The sequence below is a fragment of the Xanthobacter sp. 91 genome, assembly GCF_000702385.1.
Lineage (GTDB): Bacteria > Pseudomonadota > Alphaproteobacteria > Rhizobiales > Xanthobacteraceae > Xanthobacter > Xanthobacter aminoxidans.
This window is the reverse complement of the sequence record NZ_JNIB01000001.1, coordinates 1,196,976-1,212,943: the sequence shown is the minus strand read 5'-3', so window position 1 is coordinate 1,212,943 and position 15,968 is coordinate 1,196,976. Positions and strand designations below refer to the sequence as shown.

General features: G+C 68.4%; 18 protein-coding genes and 1 tRNA gene. 10 read left to right on the top strand and 9 right to left on the bottom strand.

Features of this window, described 5'->3' with window-relative positions; translation table 11 throughout:
- Window positions 1-4 precede the first annotated feature (4 nt).
- Complete coding sequence (locus A37E_RS0105905; RefSeq protein ID WP_051678819.1) at window positions 5-727, top strand: SOS response-associated peptidase; 723 nt, start codon at window positions 5-7, stop codon at window positions 725-727.
- 3 nt (window positions 728-730) lie between these two features.
- Here the strand turns inward: A37E_RS0105905 and A37E_RS0105900 are convergent, their stop codons facing one another.
- The gene (locus A37E_RS0105900) at window positions 731-1,510 is read right to left on the bottom strand and encodes a DUF1499 domain-containing protein (protein ID WP_024280863.1); all 780 of its coding nucleotides are present in this window, start codon (window positions 1,508-1,510) and stop codon (window positions 731-733) included.
- 41 nt (window positions 1,511-1,551) lie between these two features.
- Entirely contained in the window at window positions 1,552-2,295 is a 744-nt protein-coding gene (locus A37E_RS0105895; RefSeq protein WP_029555759.1) for an HAD family hydrolase, read from the bottom strand.
- A 575-nt stretch (window positions 2,296-2,870) separates the two neighbouring features.
- Between A37E_RS0105895 and A37E_RS27145 the strand changes: the two genes are divergently transcribed.
- Entirely contained in the window at window positions 2,871-3,782 is a 912-nt protein-coding gene (locus A37E_RS27145; RefSeq protein WP_197022935.1) for an extensin family protein, read from the top strand.
- Between the two features lie 88 nt (window positions 3,783-3,870).
- On the opposite strand, the gene A37E_RS0105885 is transcribed toward A37E_RS27145, so the two are convergent.
- On the bottom strand, window positions 3,871-4,473 hold the full coding sequence (locus A37E_RS0105885) for a L,D-transpeptidase (RefSeq protein ID WP_029555757.1): 603 nt from the start codon (window positions 4,471-4,473) through the stop codon (window positions 3,871-3,873).
- 314 nt (window positions 4,474-4,787) lie between these two features.
- On the opposite strand from A37E_RS0105885, the gene A37E_RS0105880 reads away from it, so the two are divergent.
- Both A37E_RS0105880 and A37E_RS0105875 read left to right on the top strand, forming a co-directional pair.
- Window positions 4,788-4,991, top strand: coding sequence for a hypothetical protein (locus A37E_RS0105880; protein WP_024280859.1), 204 nt, complete (start codon window positions 4,788-4,790; stop codon window positions 4,989-4,991).
- Between the two features lie 254 nt (window positions 4,992-5,245).
- Window positions 5,246-6,220 (top strand): magnesium transporter CorA family protein, encoded by a 975-nt coding sequence (locus A37E_RS0105875; RefSeq protein WP_029555756.1) that lies wholly within the window; start codon window positions 5,246-5,248, stop codon window positions 6,218-6,220.
- 9 nt (window positions 6,221-6,229) lie between these two features.
- On the opposite strand, the gene A37E_RS0105870 is transcribed toward A37E_RS0105875, so the two are convergent.
- Together A37E_RS0105870 and pdxH are read right to left on the bottom strand one after the other, a co-directional pair.
- On the bottom strand, window positions 6,230-6,946 hold the full coding sequence (locus A37E_RS0105870; RefSeq protein ID WP_155982467.1) for an SDR family oxidoreductase: 717 nt from the start codon (window positions 6,944-6,946) through the stop codon (window positions 6,230-6,232).
- Window positions 6,947-7,070: 124 nt separating this feature from the next.
- Window positions 7,071-7,712 (bottom strand): pyridoxamine 5'-phosphate oxidase, encoded by a 642-nt coding sequence (gene pdxH / locus A37E_RS0105865; RefSeq protein WP_029555755.1) that lies wholly within the window; start codon window positions 7,710-7,712, stop codon window positions 7,071-7,073.
- Between the two features lie 12 nt (window positions 7,713-7,724).
- Here pdxH and A37E_RS0105860 point away from each other — a divergent pair, with 12 nt between their 5' ends.
- The 4 genes from A37E_RS0105860 (at window position 7,725) to pap (ending at window position 11,418) form a co-directional block, all read left to right on the top strand.
- On the top strand, window positions 7,725-8,216 hold the full coding sequence (locus tag A37E_RS0105860; RefSeq protein ID WP_156026249.1) for an RT0821/Lpp0805 family surface protein: 492 nt from the start codon (window positions 7,725-7,727) through the stop codon (window positions 8,214-8,216).
- Between the two features lie 145 nt (window positions 8,217-8,361).
- Window positions 8,362-9,312 carry a J domain-containing protein gene (locus A37E_RS0105855; RefSeq protein ID WP_029555754.1) on the top strand — a complete coding sequence of 317 codons (951 nt, stop codon included), beginning with the start codon at window positions 8,362-8,364 and terminating at the stop codon, window positions 9,310-9,312.
- Window positions 9,313-9,435: 123 nt separating this feature from the next.
- The gene (locus A37E_RS0105850) at window positions 9,436-9,888 is read left to right on the top strand and encodes a MaoC family dehydratase (RefSeq protein ID WP_029555753.1); all 453 of its coding nucleotides are present in this window, start codon (window positions 9,436-9,438) and stop codon (window positions 9,886-9,888) included.
- Between the two features lie 42 nt (window positions 9,889-9,930).
- Window positions 9,931-11,418: a polyphosphate:AMP phosphotransferase gene (pap, locus tag A37E_RS0105845; RefSeq protein WP_029555752.1), complete on the top strand. Its 1,488-nt coding sequence runs from the start codon at window positions 9,931-9,933 to the stop codon at window positions 11,416-11,418.
- Here the strand turns inward: pap and A37E_RS0105840 are convergent.
- Window positions 11,415-12,419 carry an MBL fold metallo-hydrolase gene (locus A37E_RS0105840; protein WP_029555751.1) on the bottom strand — a complete coding sequence of 335 codons (1,005 nt, stop codon included), beginning with the start codon at window positions 12,417-12,419 and terminating at the stop codon, window positions 11,415-11,417. The two genes, pap and A37E_RS0105840, sit on opposite strands and share 4 nt — an antisense overlap.
- 36 nt (window positions 12,420-12,455) lie before the next feature.
- Window positions 12,456-12,830 (bottom strand): helix-turn-helix domain-containing protein, encoded by a 375-nt coding sequence (locus A37E_RS0105835; protein WP_038192681.1) that lies wholly within the window; start codon window positions 12,828-12,830, stop codon window positions 12,456-12,458.
- A 178-nt stretch (window positions 12,831-13,008) separates the two neighbouring features.
- Between A37E_RS0105835 and A37E_RS0105830 the strand changes: the two genes are divergently transcribed.
- On the top strand, window positions 13,009-14,025 hold the full coding sequence (locus A37E_RS0105830; protein WP_029555749.1) for a zinc-binding alcohol dehydrogenase family protein: 1,017 nt from the start codon (window positions 13,009-13,011) through the stop codon (window positions 14,023-14,025).
- Between the two features lie 14 nt (window positions 14,026-14,039).
- Here the strand turns inward: A37E_RS0105830 and A37E_RS0105825 are convergent.
- Window positions 14,040-14,114: transfer RNA gene (locus tag A37E_RS0105825), tRNA-Gln, on the bottom strand.
- 265 nt (window positions 14,115-14,379) lie between these two features.
- On the opposite strand from A37E_RS0105825, the gene A37E_RS25170 reads away from it, so the two are divergent.
- Window positions 14,380-14,763, top strand: coding sequence for a hypothetical protein (locus tag A37E_RS25170; protein ID WP_156026248.1), 384 nt, complete (start codon window positions 14,380-14,382; stop codon window positions 14,761-14,763).
- A 105-nt stretch (window positions 14,764-14,868) separates the two neighbouring features.
- Here the strand turns inward: A37E_RS25170 and A37E_RS0105815 are convergent, their stop codons facing one another.
- Window positions 14,869-15,651: an enoyl-CoA hydratase-related protein gene (locus A37E_RS0105815; protein ID WP_029555747.1), complete on the bottom strand. Its 783-nt coding sequence runs from the start codon at window positions 15,649-15,651 to the stop codon at window positions 14,869-14,871.
- Window positions 15,652-15,968 lie beyond the last annotated feature (317 nt).

Here is a 15,968-nt window from a genome sequence, read left to right as displayed (position 1 = left end):
GGCCATGTGCGGACGGTTCGTCCAGCTGACGCCCCCAGCGGCCCTCGCCGCCCTGTTCGGGGTTGATCCGACGCTGGCGCCTCTGCCCAACGTCCCGCCCCGCTACAACGCGGCGCCGACTCAGACTCTCATGGTCGTCCGCCGAAATCCCGAGACGGGGCGACGTCATCTCGATCTGCTGCGTTGGGGATTGGTGCCGTCTTTCGCCAAGGACCCATCCGGCGGTGGCAGCCTCATCAACGCGCGTTCGGAGACTGTTGCCGAAAAGCCGACCTTCCGTGGGGCCTGGCGCGCCCGGCGCCGCTGCATCGTCCCTGCCGACGCCTTCTATGAGTGGAAGGCCGTGGACAAGCGGCGCCAGCCCTTCGTCATTTCCCGCGCCGATGGCTCTCCCATGTCCTTTGCCGGTCTGTGGGAGGGCTGGAAGGATCCCGGCACGGGCCAATGGCTCCGCACCTTCACCATTCTCACCTGCCCCGCCACAGAACGCCTGCGCCCGCTGCACGAGCGCATGCCGGTGATCCTGCACGACTCGGAAATCTCAGCCTGGCTGGAGGGGGAGGAGGGCGCCGCCCTGATGCACTCCTATCCCGGCGGGGCTCTTCGCCTGACCCCGGTTTCGGCCAGCGTCAATTCCGTCCGCAATGAAGGCCCGGGTCTGGTGGAACCGTTGCCACCGCAAGAGGCGGCGGCTGCCGTCGCGCTTCTGGGAACGCCTGCGGTCTGAGACTCAGCGCCGCCGCCGCTCGGCCGCCAAGTCCGCCATCAGCGCCTCGATGCGCTGGGCGTTGGTGCCAAGGTCATGGATGCCATAGCGGGCGGAGGACCGCACATCGACCCGCGCCCCCTTCGCGGTTGGCCGAATGCGGATCGAGACATCGCTGCGGAAACCCATGACGGGCGAAACCGCCACGGCCTCGATCTGACCGTCGCGCCGGGTTCCGCGCGGGGGAATCGCATCGAGGATGTGCCAGCGCCGCTTCTGCACCAGGGCAAGGACCGTATTGAACGCCTCTTCCGGCGTCGCCGTGAGGTCGACAGGCTTGATGCCGGGATAGGCCATACGCTGGGTCTCGGCCGCCGCCGACCCGCCGAAGGCAAGGCTGTTGGCATCCCGGGGGTGGGCCAGCATGAGGGCGCGAAAGCGGGGCGGATCGGTGGGGTCCGTCGCGATATCGGTGAGCTTCGGCAGCATCATGCCACGCGCGAGAACGGCGGCAGGCCCCGCGAGAACCAGGCCGCCTATGGCGACCGCAGCAATGGCGCGGCCTATGCCGAGCCATCCCGTTTCCCAGGTGATGAAGAAGGCGACGATACCCATGGCGGCGGCGATGAGCGCCATGCCGAGCCCCGCCGACAGCGTGGCGATGGCCGGTTGGAAATCCAGCATTCCCGCGCGATAGAGACCGGCTGCAAGCGCCACCACGGGCACCGAGAACAGCGCCAGCCGGAAGCTCCAGCGGGCCAGCGGTGAATAGCGCTCCTCGGTGTAAAGCCGGCGTCTGATCATCCTGCGGCCTGTGGTGCGCGTCCTGCGCCGTTGCCGGTTGGTTAGACCGCGTTTTCGGCGGCGAGGGAAGAGGCTTTGCCCCCCGAGGCGAGGAGGACCTCGGGCAGGTCGTCCACGCTGTCCACCACGAGATCCGCATCGGTGACGAGATCGTCCACCGGCGCCGGCCCGCTGCGCACCAGGATGAAGCGCGCGCCCGCCCCACGTGCGGCCGCAAGGTCGTGGGCACTGTCGCCGATCACTGCCATTGCGTATGGGCGGTGGCCGAACCGCTCGGCGAAAGCCGCCACCATTCCCGGACCCGGCTTTGAGCCGAAGCCGGAATCATAGCCGTGAACCGCGTCGAGAAGATCGAGAAAGCCGAGGGCTGCCGCCTGCTGACGGGCGTTCTCTTCCGCGTCATTGGTGACGATACCGAGGGCGAAGCCTGCCGCCTTCAGCCGTTGCAACGCCCGGGCGGGATGGCCAATGGGCGTGAGGTTGGCGAGGCCCTCGGCCGCGAACAGGCGATCAATCTCCGCGAGGAAACCGGCATCGGCGGGGCGACCCAGAGCGTGAGCCCAGAGCGGGCCATAATGGGCCGACGAGCCGGAAACGAGGGGCGAGGTGGGCAGGAAGCGCTCCTCGTCGGGGAGATAGTGGCTCACCGCCTCGAGCCGGGCGACGGCATGGGCGTCATCGCGTGCCATCTGCCGCATGACCGCACCGGCCGCCCGACCCCAGGTGCGGTCGAAGTGCACCAGGGTGCCGTCCTTGTCGAAAAGCAGCGCGGTCAGATCCTGCATGGGTTCATCCGCTGGGCGGGGAGGGGCTCCCGCAGGCCGGCTCGACCGCGGCGGAGGACGTCTTTAGTATCACGTGTATGTCATCCAGACGACCCGCCGCTCCGAGCCGTTCCCTGACCATGCCCGACGCAGCGCTGCGGAGGGCGGTGCCGTGGACGGCGGGGATACCGCTCGCCGTATGCATCGGCCTGGTCGCATTCACGATGCCCGGCCCATCCAGCGCGGCGACCCCGCTGCCACCCGTCAAGCCCAAGGATCTCAAGGCGTCCTCCTCTTCGGCGGTTGCGCGGGTGCCCTCCCTGCGCGCGGCCCCGCTTCCGCCGCGGCGTCCGCCGGAGCTGGCGGAAGAGGACAGCGCGGCTGAGGCCGATGGGCAGGACGCCGCGCGGCAGGAGGGACCGGTGGACGTAGGCAGGGCCGATCGCTTCGTGCGGGATCCCGTACGGCCTGCGCAGCGGCCGCAGGTGGCCTCGCGGGAGACGGCGCCCGACGCCGCGGTGACCTCCGGCGGCCCGAGAGTCCCGACTCCATCGGCCGTATCTCCGAGCGTGGTGCCGTCGGCACCGGCCGGCCCCATGGTGATGCCCGCCGCCTGCGCCGATCTGATCGCGGAGGGGGCGATCGAGGCCAGCCTCGAGACGTCCCTCACTCCCAGTCCAGTCTGCGGCACGTTCATCCCGGTCAGACTGACCGCGGTTCGGCTGGCCGATGGACGGATGCTTCCGCTGAAGCCGGCGGCGATCTCGCGATGTGAAATGACCATGGCTGCCGCGGCGTGGATGAGTGAGGCTCTGGCCCCCGCCGTCGCTGACGCCGGCGGGGAGCTGACGGCGATCCGCATCGCCGATTCCTACAATTGCCGCCCGCGCAACCGGGTGGCGGGCGCCAAGATGAGTGAGCACGGCCGCGGCAATGCGGTGGATGTGGGCGGCTTCGAGCTGGGCGACGGGCGGGTGTGGACGGTCGCGAAGGGGGGCCTGCCGATGGCCCTGCGTGCGTCCATGAAGGACAGTGCCTGCACCCGTTTCGCCACGGTGCTCGGCCCCGGCTCAGACGGTTATCACGAGGATCACATCCATGTGGACCTCGCCCAGCGCCGGAATGACTTCAAGCTGTGCCACTGGAATCTCGACGCCGGTTCAGCCGTGGCGTCGCGCAAGGACAAGCCTGCGGCGACCGCTCCGGCGGCTTCGACCGGGGGAGGAGATGACGAGGCGGCGGAGAAGGTCGGGGCAACCGCCGCCGGGAATGCCGAGTCCGAGCCCCAGGCCCAGAGTGCACCACTTCCCCCGCCCAAGGGCGGGGCTGCATCCGGCAAACCCGCCACCGGCAAACCCGCTACCGGGAAGGGCACGGCGAAAAGTGACGCGCCGGGCGCGGATCGCGCCGCAAAGCCCGGCCAGACGAAGACATCCCCAGCCAAGAATACTCAGACCAAGGATGGTGGCTCAAAGGGCTCCCAGCCAAAGCAGGGGCAGGCCGACTGAAGGCTTTGCCATCTTCCGTAAGGAGAGCACGCAAACAAAAAAGGGCGCGGCCAAGCCGCGCCCTTTTTGCGTCAGACAGCCGTCGGGCTCAGAGCACCACGACCTCGGCACCAACCGGAACCCGGCTGTAGAGATCGATCACGTCCTCATTGAGCATGCGGATGCAGCCCGAGGAGATTGCCTGGCCAATGTATTCCGGCTGGTTGGTGCCGTGGATACGGAACAGGGTGTCCTGATTGCCTTGGTAGAGGTACAGGGCGCGGGCGCCCATGGGATTGTGGGGACCGGGCGCCACATAGGAGGGCAGGCCGGCAATGCGCTGGTGGATTTCCGGCGTGGGAGTCCAGCTCGGCCATTCGGTCTTGCGACCGACCTTGGCCTGGCCGCGGAAGGCGAGGCTTTCCTCGCCGACGGTCACGCCGTAGCGGATCGCCTTACCGTTGCCTTCCACGTAGTAAAGGTACTTGTTCGGGGTATCGACGACCACCGTTCCCGGCTTCTTGTTGGTCGGATACTCAACGATATGCCGCGCATACTGACCCGAAGGCTTCACATTCGGGTACGGCTTGTTTGCAAGAAGCTGCTTGTCACGCGCCGTCATCGCCGTTTCCGGCGCCGGCGCAATTGTCTCGGACACGCAGCCGCTGAGCATCAATCCCGTCAGCAGTGCCCCGACGACCCGCCACATCATAGCTCGCCTCTTTAACTCTTCCCTTGACGCACAAGGAGGATTCGACCCGCAAAAATGAATTAACCCAATGTCCGCTCCGCTAGAAGGGTGTTCAGTTGAGGAGCGGATGCTTGTGAGAAAGCGTTGCAGAAATGCCTCACAGATTGCCCTTTCGGCACCCTCTTTGGAGTTTCGCAAGCTTTGGGGCGCCTACTCTTCGTATGACCGCGGAGAAGTCGCATCGGCTGCACAGTTTTGACGCAGTTGATCGCCATCTCTGAAGGGGTCACGCGAAGGTGCCGCTGCGTAACGGCGCACCACACAGGAGTTGGGACATGTCTACCGGACACCAAGGGCTCAGCCCCCGGGAGGAATCGGATCTGAAGCGTACGGCGCAGAGCCAGCAGTGGCGCGACATCGGCATTTCCGCCGTAGCCGCGGCCGCCCAGCAGGCGAGCGACAAGAAGGCGGTCGAGGCCAAGGCGGCGCAGGCCAACAAGGTCGTCACCCTCAAGGACATCGACTTCCTCGCCGCCTGAGGCGGGAGCGATGGTCCACCCGGAACCGGCGCGGGGGCCGGACCGGGGTGGTGAAAGCGGTGCGCTGGCCGCAAGATGTCACGCATCGACACCCCCACGTCCCGATCGGCGGCGACACCGTTTTGCCGCCGGACGTCCGGATGGGTGGTATCCGTAGCGGGGAGTGGAAGCGGCGGCGGTCGCACCTCCCGATCGGCTCGGTTCCCACACGCCTCGCGGCGGGCTAGAAGGGCGGGCCGATCAAGGACCGCCGCATGCTCTTCGCCTATATCGCCAGACAAGGAAGCCTTGAGGCCGTTCCGGTCACGGACGGACCCATCCCCGAGGCCGCGGTCTGGGTCGACCTGATCTCCCCCTCCGAGGCGGACGACGACCGGGCGGAATCGTTCGCCGGCATCTCCGTGCCCACGCGCGAGGAGATGGGCGAAATCGAGCAGTCGAGCCGCCTCTATGTGGAGGACGGCGCGCGCTACATGACCGCCACCATACTCTGCGGCGCCGATACCGAGACGCCGGTGATGCTGGCCGTCACCTTCATCCTCACCCGCGGCCGCCTCATCACCGTGCGCTACGGCGAGCCCCGGGCATTCCCCTCGGTCTCCAACCGGCTGGGCAAGTCGTGCCCTGCAACGGTGAAGGGCGAGGATATCCTCATCGAACTGCTGGAGGCCGTGGTGGACCGTTCCGCCGACGTGCTGGAACAGATCGGTGCGGACGTGGAGCGCATCTCTCGGCGCATCTTCGAGCGTTCCAGCGGTCGGGAGAATGCCAACCAGCGCTACCGCGCCATCCTGTCCCACATCGGCCGCAAGGAGGGTCTCGTCTCCTACGCCCGGGAAAGCCTTGCTTCCCTGCAGCGGCTCATTTCCTTCCTCGGCGCGGACACCGACGGCTCGACCATCGCGAAAGACGGCAAGGCCAACATCAAGTCCATGAGCCGGGACGTGGCCGGACTGTCCGACTACGCCAATTTCCTCGGCGACAAGCTGCAGTTCCTGCTGGACGCCACCATCGGCATGGTGGGCCTGGAACAGAACAACATCATCAAGATCTTCGCCGTGCTCTCGGTGGTGCTGATGCCGCCGACGCTGATCGCCTCGATCTATGGCATGAACTTCCAGCACATGCCGGAGCTGAGCTGGACCTATGCCTATCCGGCGGCGCTCGTCGCGATGGTGATCTCCGGCATCCTGCCCTACGTCTTCTTCAAGTGGCGCGGCTGGCTGTAGACCGCCGCGTCAGACGTGCTGGCCACCATTGATGTGGATCTCGGCGCCGTTGAGGTAGGAGGAGGTCTCCGTGCATAGCACGTAGATGATCTTCGCCACCTCGTCCGGCGTGCCGAGGCGCTGCATGGGAATCTGCGCCACGATCTTGTCCGTGCCCGGCGAGAGGATGGCGGTGTCGATCTCGCCCGGCGCGATGGCGTTCACCCGGATGCCCCTGCGACCAAAGTCGGAAGCCATCTCCCGCGTCAGGGAGGCCAGCGCCGCCTTCGAGGTGGCATAGGCCGCCCCCGCGAAGGGGTGCACCCGCGATCCGGCGATGGAGGTGACGTTCACCACCGAGCCCTGCGCCTTCTCCAGTTCCGCCGAAAGCCCGCGGGCGAGGATGATGGGGGCGAAGAAATTCACTTGGAACACGTCCACCCAGGTCTCGAGGTCGGTGTCCAGCGTACCGAGGCGGGTGCCGCCCTCGCCCTTGGGCGAGATGGCGGCGTTGTTGACCAGCGCGTCGAGCTTGCCCTCTGGCAGGCGGCTCTTGACCTCGGCGATGGCCGCCTTGGTGCTGGCAGGGCTCGAAAGGTCCACCTGCAGATGGTCTTCGGGGCCGGCACCCCACGGGCACTTCTCCGGAAAAGCATGGCGCGAGCAGGAGATGACGCGCCAGCCGGCGGCGGAGAAGCGCTTCACCGTGGCGTGGCCGATGCCGCGCGAGGCCCCGGTGAGGAGCATGATGCGCGGCCGGTCTTCGGTTTCGGATGTCATGATGTCAGCCTCGGCCACAGCGGGCGAACGTGATGCAGCATCCGCCCACGTCCGGGTCAAGTCCCGTCAGCCCCGCCGCCAACCCTTTCGGTCAGGGATAGAGCCGCGTCTTGGTCCAGGCCTCGCCCTCGCCGGCGCGGCGGAACACCACGCGGTCGTGCAGGCGGAAGGGTCGATCGTGCCAGAACTCGATGGCCACGGGCAGGATGCGGAAGCCGGTCCAGTGGGGCGGGCGCGGCACGGTGCCGAGGGCATATTTCGCGGTCGTCGTCGCCACGGCGGCCTCGAGCGCAAAGCGGCCTTCCAGCGGGCGCGACTGGGTCGAGGCCCAGGCGCCGATCTGCGAGAGGCGGGGGCGGGTGGCGAAATAGGCGTCCGCCTCCGCGTCGCTCACCTGCTCCACCGGACCGCGCACCCGCACCTGCCGGCGCAGCGACTTCCAGTGGAACACCAGCGCCGCCTTCGGATGGGCCGCCAGTTCACGTCCCTTGGCGCTGCCGGTGTTGGTGAAGAAGACGAAGCCGCGTTCGTCCAGCCCCTTCAGCAGCACCATGCGCGCGTCCGGCAGCCCGTCCTCATCCACGGTGGCGAGGGTCATGGCGTTCGGATCGTTGGGCTCGGACTTGCCGGCCTCCTCGAGCCATTCGGCAAAAAGACGGAAAGGCTCGGAAGATTCGGTGAAATCACCGGATGTTAAGGGATCACGGGGTTCCATGGTGTCGCTCGCCGTCATGTGGAGCCCCTCGTGTCTGACCGTTCGCACGCCTCTCCGGGCGGCTTCATCGTTCTATATAGAAGTGTCGGGCGCCCGCGCGAAGGGCTCGCGGCCATGGCAGGCGCGTGTCTTCTCGCCGCGCTCCTGTCCGGTTGCGCCAGCGCGCCGTTCCATGACGACGATTCGCTCGTCACCGGCTCCATCAAGGCGACGCAGGTCTCCCTGCCGGTGCCGGAAGGGCCGGCCCCGAAGGGCATCACCGCCGGCGACTGGACGCAGGCCAAGCTCGCCCTCGACCAGGCGCTCGCCGCCCGGGATGGCGACGTGTCGGTGCCGTGGGACAATCCGGAGACCGGCGCCCGTGGCACGGCGACCCCGGTCGGCCCGACCCAGGCCGGTTGCCGCGGCTTCATGATCTCGCTGGTGGACGGCAAGTCCGCCGACCGCTGGGTGCAGGGCGAGGCGTGCAAGGGCCGCACCGGCACAACGCTCAACCAGGTCCGCCTGCTCGGTCGCGCCTGAGCCTTCTCCCGAGGAGTGGCGCGGAAAACGGGCATGGCGCACAAAAGCGCAATCGGGTTGAGCGGTGCCGTTGCATTTTCTGCGCCGCGAACCACATGTTCCCTGCGGCTGGCCGCCTGAGTGCCGGCCGGCGAGGTGACTATTCATGCGTGATCCCTACGACGTCCTCGGTGTTTCCAAGACCGCCGACGAGGCAGAGATCAAGCGCGCCTACCGCAAGCTCGCGAAGAAGCTCCACCCGGATGCCAATGCGTCCGATCCCAAGGCCCAGGACCGCTTCGCCGAGCTGAACACGGCGCACGAGATTCTCTCCGACAAGGAGAAACGGGGCCAGTTCGACCGCGGCGAGATCGACGCGGAGGGCAAGCCGCGCGCTCCGGAATTCACCGGCTTCGGCGGCGGCGGCCCTCGGCGCGGGCCCGGCGGCTTTTCCGGCTTCGACGGCGACACGATTTTCGAGAGCTTCTCCTTCGGTCCCGAAGGAGCCCGGCGCACGTCCCGTGGCGGCGGTGGCGGGTTCGAGGATATCGGCGACATCTTCGGTTTCGGTCGGCAGCGACGGTCCGCCGGTGGCGGCTTCGCGCCCCAGCCGGGCGCCGACATGGAAATCACGCTCCCCGTCTCCTTCGAGGAGGCGACGCAGGGGGCGTCCAAGCGTGTCGGGCTGCCCAACGGCAAGCAGATCGATATCAAGATCGCCCCCGGCACCCGCGAGGGGCACCGGATGCGCCTCAAGGGGCAGGGCGAGCCGAGCCCCATGGGCGGCCCGGCCGGCGATGCCTACGTGACTATTTCCTATGCCAGCCATCCGCTGTTTGAGCGTGATGGCGACGACCTCAGGCAGTCTCTGGACGTGCCGCTCGCCGATGCGGTGCTCGGCGCCAAGGTGCGGGTGCCGACGCTCACCGGCGCGGTGGAACTGGCCATTCCGGCCTGGACCTCCGGCGGGCGCACCTTCCGCCTGCGCGGCAAGGGCCTGCCCAATGCGACAGGGGGCCACGGCGACTTGCTGGCGCGGGTGAACGTGGTGCTGCCGGCGGAGAAGAGCGCGGAGCTGGAAGAGCTGATGCGCAAGCTCAAGGGAGAGGCGGCCTAAAGGCCGCCTCCTTCTGCCATACGGCTTGCCTGCGACGTTCCGGCTTACCATTTCGGCCGGCTTTCCACCCGTGCGGCTGCCTTCTAGAGTGCGCGCCCCGACAAGCATAACGGAAGCGCGCCCATGTTCCTCGAATTGCAGAACCTCTTTTTTGAAGACCTGACGGTGGGGCGCATCGAGCGCATGTCGAAGACGGTTTCGTCGTCCGACATCGTGGGCTTCGCCGAGCTGACCGGCGATCGCAATCCCATCCATCTGTCCCAGCATTTCGCCGCGCGCACGCCCTTCGGTGGCCGGATCGCCCATGGCCTTTATACGGCGAGCCTGATCTCCGCCGTTCTCGGCACCCGCCTTCCGGGTCCGGGCGCGGTCTACATCTCCCAGACGCTGAACTTCCGTGCCCCCGTGCGCATCGACGACACGGTGGAGGTGGAAGTGCGTGTGGTGGAGCTGATCCCCGAGCGCTTCCGCGCCCGCCTCTCCTGCATCTGCACGGTGAAGGGCGAGGTGGTGCTGGATGGCGAGGCGTGGGTGAAGGTGCCGTCCGCCGCCACCCAGAAGGTTGCATCGGCCTGAGCGGTCGTCCACGCTGCCTCCCCCGGCACGAGGAGAGGCGGCATGTTCGAATCCGCGACGTTCGCGCACCATCTCGACAAGGCAGCCTTCAAGGCGATGGAACCCAGCCTGCGCGAGGATTTGCTCACCGCGCAGTTCCAGCTGATCGAGCAGAAGCGGCGCAGCCTCATCGTCCTCATCCATGGCCCCGATGGCGCCGGCAAGGGGGCGGTGCTGAACCGCCTCTATGGCTGGCTGGATGTGCGCAAGCTCCAGACGCTGACCTTCGACATGCCCTGCGCGCCGGAAGATCGTCCGGCCATGTGGAAATACTGGCGCGAGCTGCCGCCCTTCGGCCAGATCGGCATCATGCTTGGCTCCTGGTATCACGCGCCCCTGTGCAAGCGGGCGCTGGACGAGATGAAGCGCGGCGACTTCATGGCGGCGCTGGAGGAAATCCAGCGCTTCGAGGCGATGCTCCACGCCGAGGGGGTGAGCCTGCTCAAGATCTGGCTCTATCTGGATGCGGAGGAGGCGCGCGTCCGCCTCAAGGGCGTCACCAAGGGCGACTGGCAGCGCCCCGTGGTGCGGGAATGGGAGGAGCTGAAAGGCGCCGGCCCGCGCAAGCGGCTGCTCGCCATCTCCGAGGACGCCGCCCGGGCCACCTCCACCGAAACGTCGCCTTGGCATGTGGTGCCGGCGGCCGACGAGGAGTATCGCGACGCCATGGCCGGCAGCCTGCTGCTGGAAAAGCTGCGCGCCCTGGTCGCCGAGCCCGAGCCGGCACCCCAGCCGCTCGCGCCCAACCCCACGCGGCTGCCCCCGGCGCTGCCGACCTTCTCCATCCTTTCCACGCTGGACCTGTCGAAATCTCTCAGTGAGGACGATTACGACCGCCAACTGGCGCAGGAGCAGAGCCGCATCACCCGCCTCACCAATTCCCCGCGCTTTGCCGATGCGGGGCTGGTGGTGGCGTTCGAGGGCTCGGATGCGGCGGGCAAGAGTTCCACCATCATGCGGCTGCGGCGGGCGCTCGATCCGCGCCGCTTCCGCGTCCATCCCATTGCCGCCCCGACCGACGAGGAGCGGGCGCGGCCCTATCTCTGGCGCTTCTGGCGGCACATTCCGGCCCATGGGCGCACGGTCATCTTCGACCGGTCCTGGTACGGCCGCGTGCTGGTGGAGCGTGTGGAGGGCCTGTGCGGGCCGGACGACTGGGGCCGCGCCTATGGCGAGATCAACGATTTCGAGGCCCAGCTCTCGGCGGCGCACTATGTGGTGGTGAAGTTCTGGCTCGCCATCAGCCAGGAGGAGCAGGCCCGCCGCTTCGAGGAGCGCGAGACCGTCGCCTACAAGCGCTTCAAGCTGACCCCCGAGGACTGGCGCAACCGCGAGAAATGGCCGCTCTACGAGGCGGCCGTGACCGAGATGGTGGACCGGACCTCCACCCGCGTCGCCCCGTGGACGCTGGTGGAATCCGAAGACAAGCGCTACGGCCGGGTGAAGGTGCTGAAGACCATCGCCGACCGGCTGGAGGCGGCGCTCGGCTAAGCGCGCGCCTCCCACACCTGCCCCGGGTGAAGTGGCAGGAAAAGATGCCGCGCGATGCCCGCGGCGTCGAGTGCCTCGCCCAGCGCCCGCTTCGGCGCATCCTGCCCTTCGTCCGTGAGGCGGAACGTGCCCCAGTGGATGCCGAGGCCCTGCGTGGCGCCGGTGTCCTCCAGGATGCGGACGGCCTCCTCGGGATTGGTGTGCTGGGGTGCCATGAACCAGCGCGGCTCATAGGCGCCGATGGGGATCAGCGCCACGCGCGGCGCGCCGAACGCGCTTTTGACCGACCGGAAGATGGCGCCGGTGCCATAGCCCGTATCGCCGGCGAAATAGATCAGCCCTTCCGGCGTCGCCAGCACGAAGCCGGCCCACAGGGCAAACCGCCGGTCCCTTATGCCGCGCGCCGACCAGTGGTTCGCGGGATGGACGATCGCCTCCACGCCCGTGCCGAGATTGAAGCGTTCCCCCCAGTCTCCGGTGGTGATGTCGAGGGCCTTGAACTGCGGGCGCAGGATCTTGTCGTTGCCGAGCGGCGTCAGCACGCGCGGGCGATGGGTGCGCTGGAGGCGACGCAGCGTCGCGAGATCCATGTGGTCGTAGTGGTTGTGGCTGAGCAGCACCCAGTCGATGGGCGGCAGCGCGCCGAAGTCGATGCCGGGCGGGGTGTGTCGCTTCGGCCCCAGAAACCGGAGCGGGCCTGCGCGCTCCGACCAGACCGGATCGGTGAGGATGTTCAGCCCCGCGACCTGGATGAGCACGCTGGCGTGTCCGACCATGGTGATGCGGATGCCGGACGTCACGCGCGGAGGCGGCGTCTCCTGCCGTGCGGGGAGTCGCGGCTCGGCCGGCCAGCCGACGGGCACGGGCTCCTGTCCCCGCTTGGCGCGGCGCCAGGCGAGAAGATCCTTCAGGCTCTTGTCGGTGGAGGGGTGGTCGGGATTGAAGAAGCGCGTGCCGTCGAAATGATCCGAGGGCGGGCCATGATGGTACGGACGGGGCATGGCTCGACACTAGCCGAATTTGGTGGTGCTGGCGCGCTATTCGGCCGCCAGCGCGTGCTCGGCATGGGGAAACGGGCAGGCCGCGCCCTGCAGATGGTCACGGCCGAAATCGGCCAGCGCTTCCACGACGCCGCGCAGGGCCTCGCCCTTCTGCGTGAGCCGGTAGCCGACTTGCGGCGGCACCGTGGGATAGACCCGGCGCAGCACCAGCCCGTCCGCCTCAAGCTCCCGCAGCGCCTTGGAGAGGATGCGCTGGGTGACGTTCGGCATCCTCCGGCGCAGCTCGGAGAAACGCAGCTCGCCGCCCATGAGGTGATGGAGGGTTGCGCCCTTCCACTTGGCGCCGATCAGCGCCAGCGTCGCTTCCACGGGGCATCCCGTTCCCGGATAGGTCACGTGGCGCGTTGCCAATGCTCGTCCCTCCTACCGCCGCTATGGCGGCGAAGTATGGCGGAGGGCGATCGCTCACGCCACACGGCGTATCATGACTGATACCAGCCCACCCGATTGTGCCGTCTTGCGCCGCGCGCCGGACGATCAAGATTAGGGGACACCGGCGCGCGCTGCGCCAGCTTCGAGAGAGATCGTCATGAAGGCCATCGGTTACGTTGCCTCCCGTCCCGCCGACAGTCCGGATGCCCTGTTCGCCTTCGAGGCGCCGAACCCCGTTCCGGGCCCGCGCGACCTGCTGGTGCGGGTGAAGGCCATCTCGGTCAATCCGGTGGATACGAAGGTGCGCATGCGCCGCCAGGGGGCGGCCGAGGCACCGGTGATCCTCGGCTGGGATGCGGCCGGCGTGGTGGAGGCGGTGGGCGCCGACGCCGGAGCGTTCGCGGTGGGCGACGAGGTCTATTATGCCGGTGCCATCACCCGGCCCGGCACCAATGCTGAGCTTCACCTGGTGGATGCCCGCATCGCCGCGCGCAAGCCGCGTACCCTCTCCTTCGCCGAGGCCGCCGCCCTGCCGCTCACGGCGCTCACGGCCTATGAGAGCCTGTTCGACCGCCTGCGCCTGCCGCGCGGTGTCGCCGACGACAAGACGGTGCTGCTGATCGTCGGGGCCGCCGGAGGCGTTGGCTCCATGGCGGTGCAACTGGCGCGCCGGCTCGCCTCCGCCACCATCGTCGGCACCGCCTCCCGCCCCGAGAGCATCGCCTGGGTGAAGGAACTCGGCGCCGATCATGTGATCGACCACACCAAGCCGCTCGCGGGCGAGCTGAAGGCGCTCGGCCTTGGCGGCGCGCACCGCATCTTCAGCATCACCGGCACCCAGCAGCACTGGCCGCAGCTGGTCGAGGCGCTGGTGCCCCAGGGCGCCATCTGCGTCATCGACGATCCCGCCGCGCTCGACGCCACCCTCCTGAAGCCCAAGAGCGGGGCGCTCGCCTGGGAGTCCATGTTCACCCGCTCCATGTTCGAGACCCCGGACATGGACGCCCAGCACCGCATCCTCTCCGAGGTCGCGGGACTGGTGGACGAAGGCCTCCTGCGCACCACCCTCGGCGCCCACTTCGGCGCCATCACCCCGGACAACCTCCGCCGCGCCCACCTCGCGCTGGAGAGCGGGCGGTCCATCGGCAAGATCGTGCTGGAGGGCTGGGAGTAGGCTGCATGGCGCGGTGGCTGGGGCGCCTGGATTCGAACCAGGGAATGGGGGAATCAAAATCCCCTGCCTTACCACTTGGCTACGCCCCAACGCGGCGGCGGAACATATAGGCGTGGGGGGCTCATGTCCACGGATCGGCGTGTGATTGCCGATGCGAATGGAGGATGCCGGGCGTGGTGGTTGATGTGCCCGGCACAACGGCGGCGCGGCAGTTGTGCATTGGGATAAATTACGCAGCGTCATCAAGTGTTTGTGCCGCGATTTCGCCTTTGTCGCATGGCGTGCTGACGCGGCGTCCGAAACCGGACCGTGCGCCGCGCCGCTTCGCGCGGCCCTCTTTGGAGGCCTGCACCCATGCGTGCACGTACTGCCATCCTCGCCTTCACCGTCGCTGCCGCCTTCGCCATGCCCGCCTTCGCGCAGAGCACGACAGCCCCCGCCACGACCAAGCCGGCCGCAACCACGCCGCCGGCGGCCGCGACCACGACTCCTGCGCCGACCGCTCCGGCGGCCTCGACGGCCAAGCCGGCGGCAACCGCTCCGGCCGCCACGGGCGCCGGCACTGCGGTCAAGCCGGGTGCGCAGCCCTCGGCTGCGAAGACGGCTGCGCACCAGCGTCAGGAAGCCTGCGGCGCAGAGTGGCGCGCGGCGAAGGCCGCGGGGAAGATTCCCGCCGGTCAGACCTGGCCGAAATACTGGAGCGCCTGCAACACGCGCCTCAAGGCGCAGGGAAAGTAATGGCGCTGGCCCGGGCGCATCGCGTCCGGGCCTTGCCGGCCGACGGCGCGATACGAACAGGTCCAGCCGGCTCTCAGGCGTCGGCTGGTACGGGTGCCGTGCGGGTCAGCTGCCCGTGAAACGGGGCGCCCGCTTCTCGGTGAAGGCGAGGCGGCCTTCGCGATAGTCGGAGCTGGCATTGGCGAGGGCGGTGGCGCGCTTCGCCTCGGCGGTGAGCGGTTGGCTGCCGCTTTCGGCCGCGCGGATGGCGAGCTTGGCAGCCTTGAGCGTCAGGGGTGCGTTCTCGGCAATGCGGTGGAGCGTGCGCTCGGCCAGCGCCTCCACCTCGGCGGCTGGCGCGATGAGGTCCACCGCGCCGACCATGTGAGCGCGCTCGGCCGGGAGGCGATCGGCGGTGAAAAACAGCTGCCGTGCGCCCTGGCTGCCGAAGGCCCGCAGCACCCGGCCGAGGCCGCGCGGATCGTAGCCAAGGCCGAGGCGCGCCGCGGGAATGGCAAAGAAGGCGTCGTCGGCGGCGATCCGCATGTCGCAACTCGCCGCCAGCGCGGCTCCCGCGCCGACGCAGGCGCCGCGGATGAAGGCGACCGTCGGGAAGGCCAGCCCCTCGATGGCCGAGCACGCCTGCTCCACCAGATCGTCATAGCTCTGCGCACCGGAGGCATCCGAGCGGGCGCTGTCGAAATCCGAGATGTCCGCACCGCCGGAGAATGCGAGGTCGCCCGCGCCGCGCAGCACCGCCACGCGGATGTCCGAGCGGCGGGTCGCCTCCTGTGCAAAGGCCGAGAGTGCACGCCACATGGTGCTGGAGATGGCGTTGCGGCGCTCCGGATTGGTCAGCGCAAGGCGGGCGATGCCCCCCTCGACGGTGATGGCGATGCTACCGGCCAAGGTCGTCTCCCTGCTCCCCGCCGACGCTCCTTGCGGGCGCGGCTTCTCGCCAGTCGGCGATCGCCGGTGGCTGAGACGTTCCTAGAGCACGGGCCGAGCCCATTGCAACGCCATCGGGCCGAAACGGGATTTCCCGCGGCAGAGCGGTGAAATGACCGGGCCGCATTCTGGCGCTTGATGCGGTAAGGGGGTCCGGGACGGCGCATGCGCGCCGTCCCGTCCCCTACGGGCGCCGGTCAGGGCTTGGCACCCGAAGCACGTCCTTCAGGGCTGCGCGACAGCTGCAAATGCCCTTCGGAAGGTATTATATTATTATG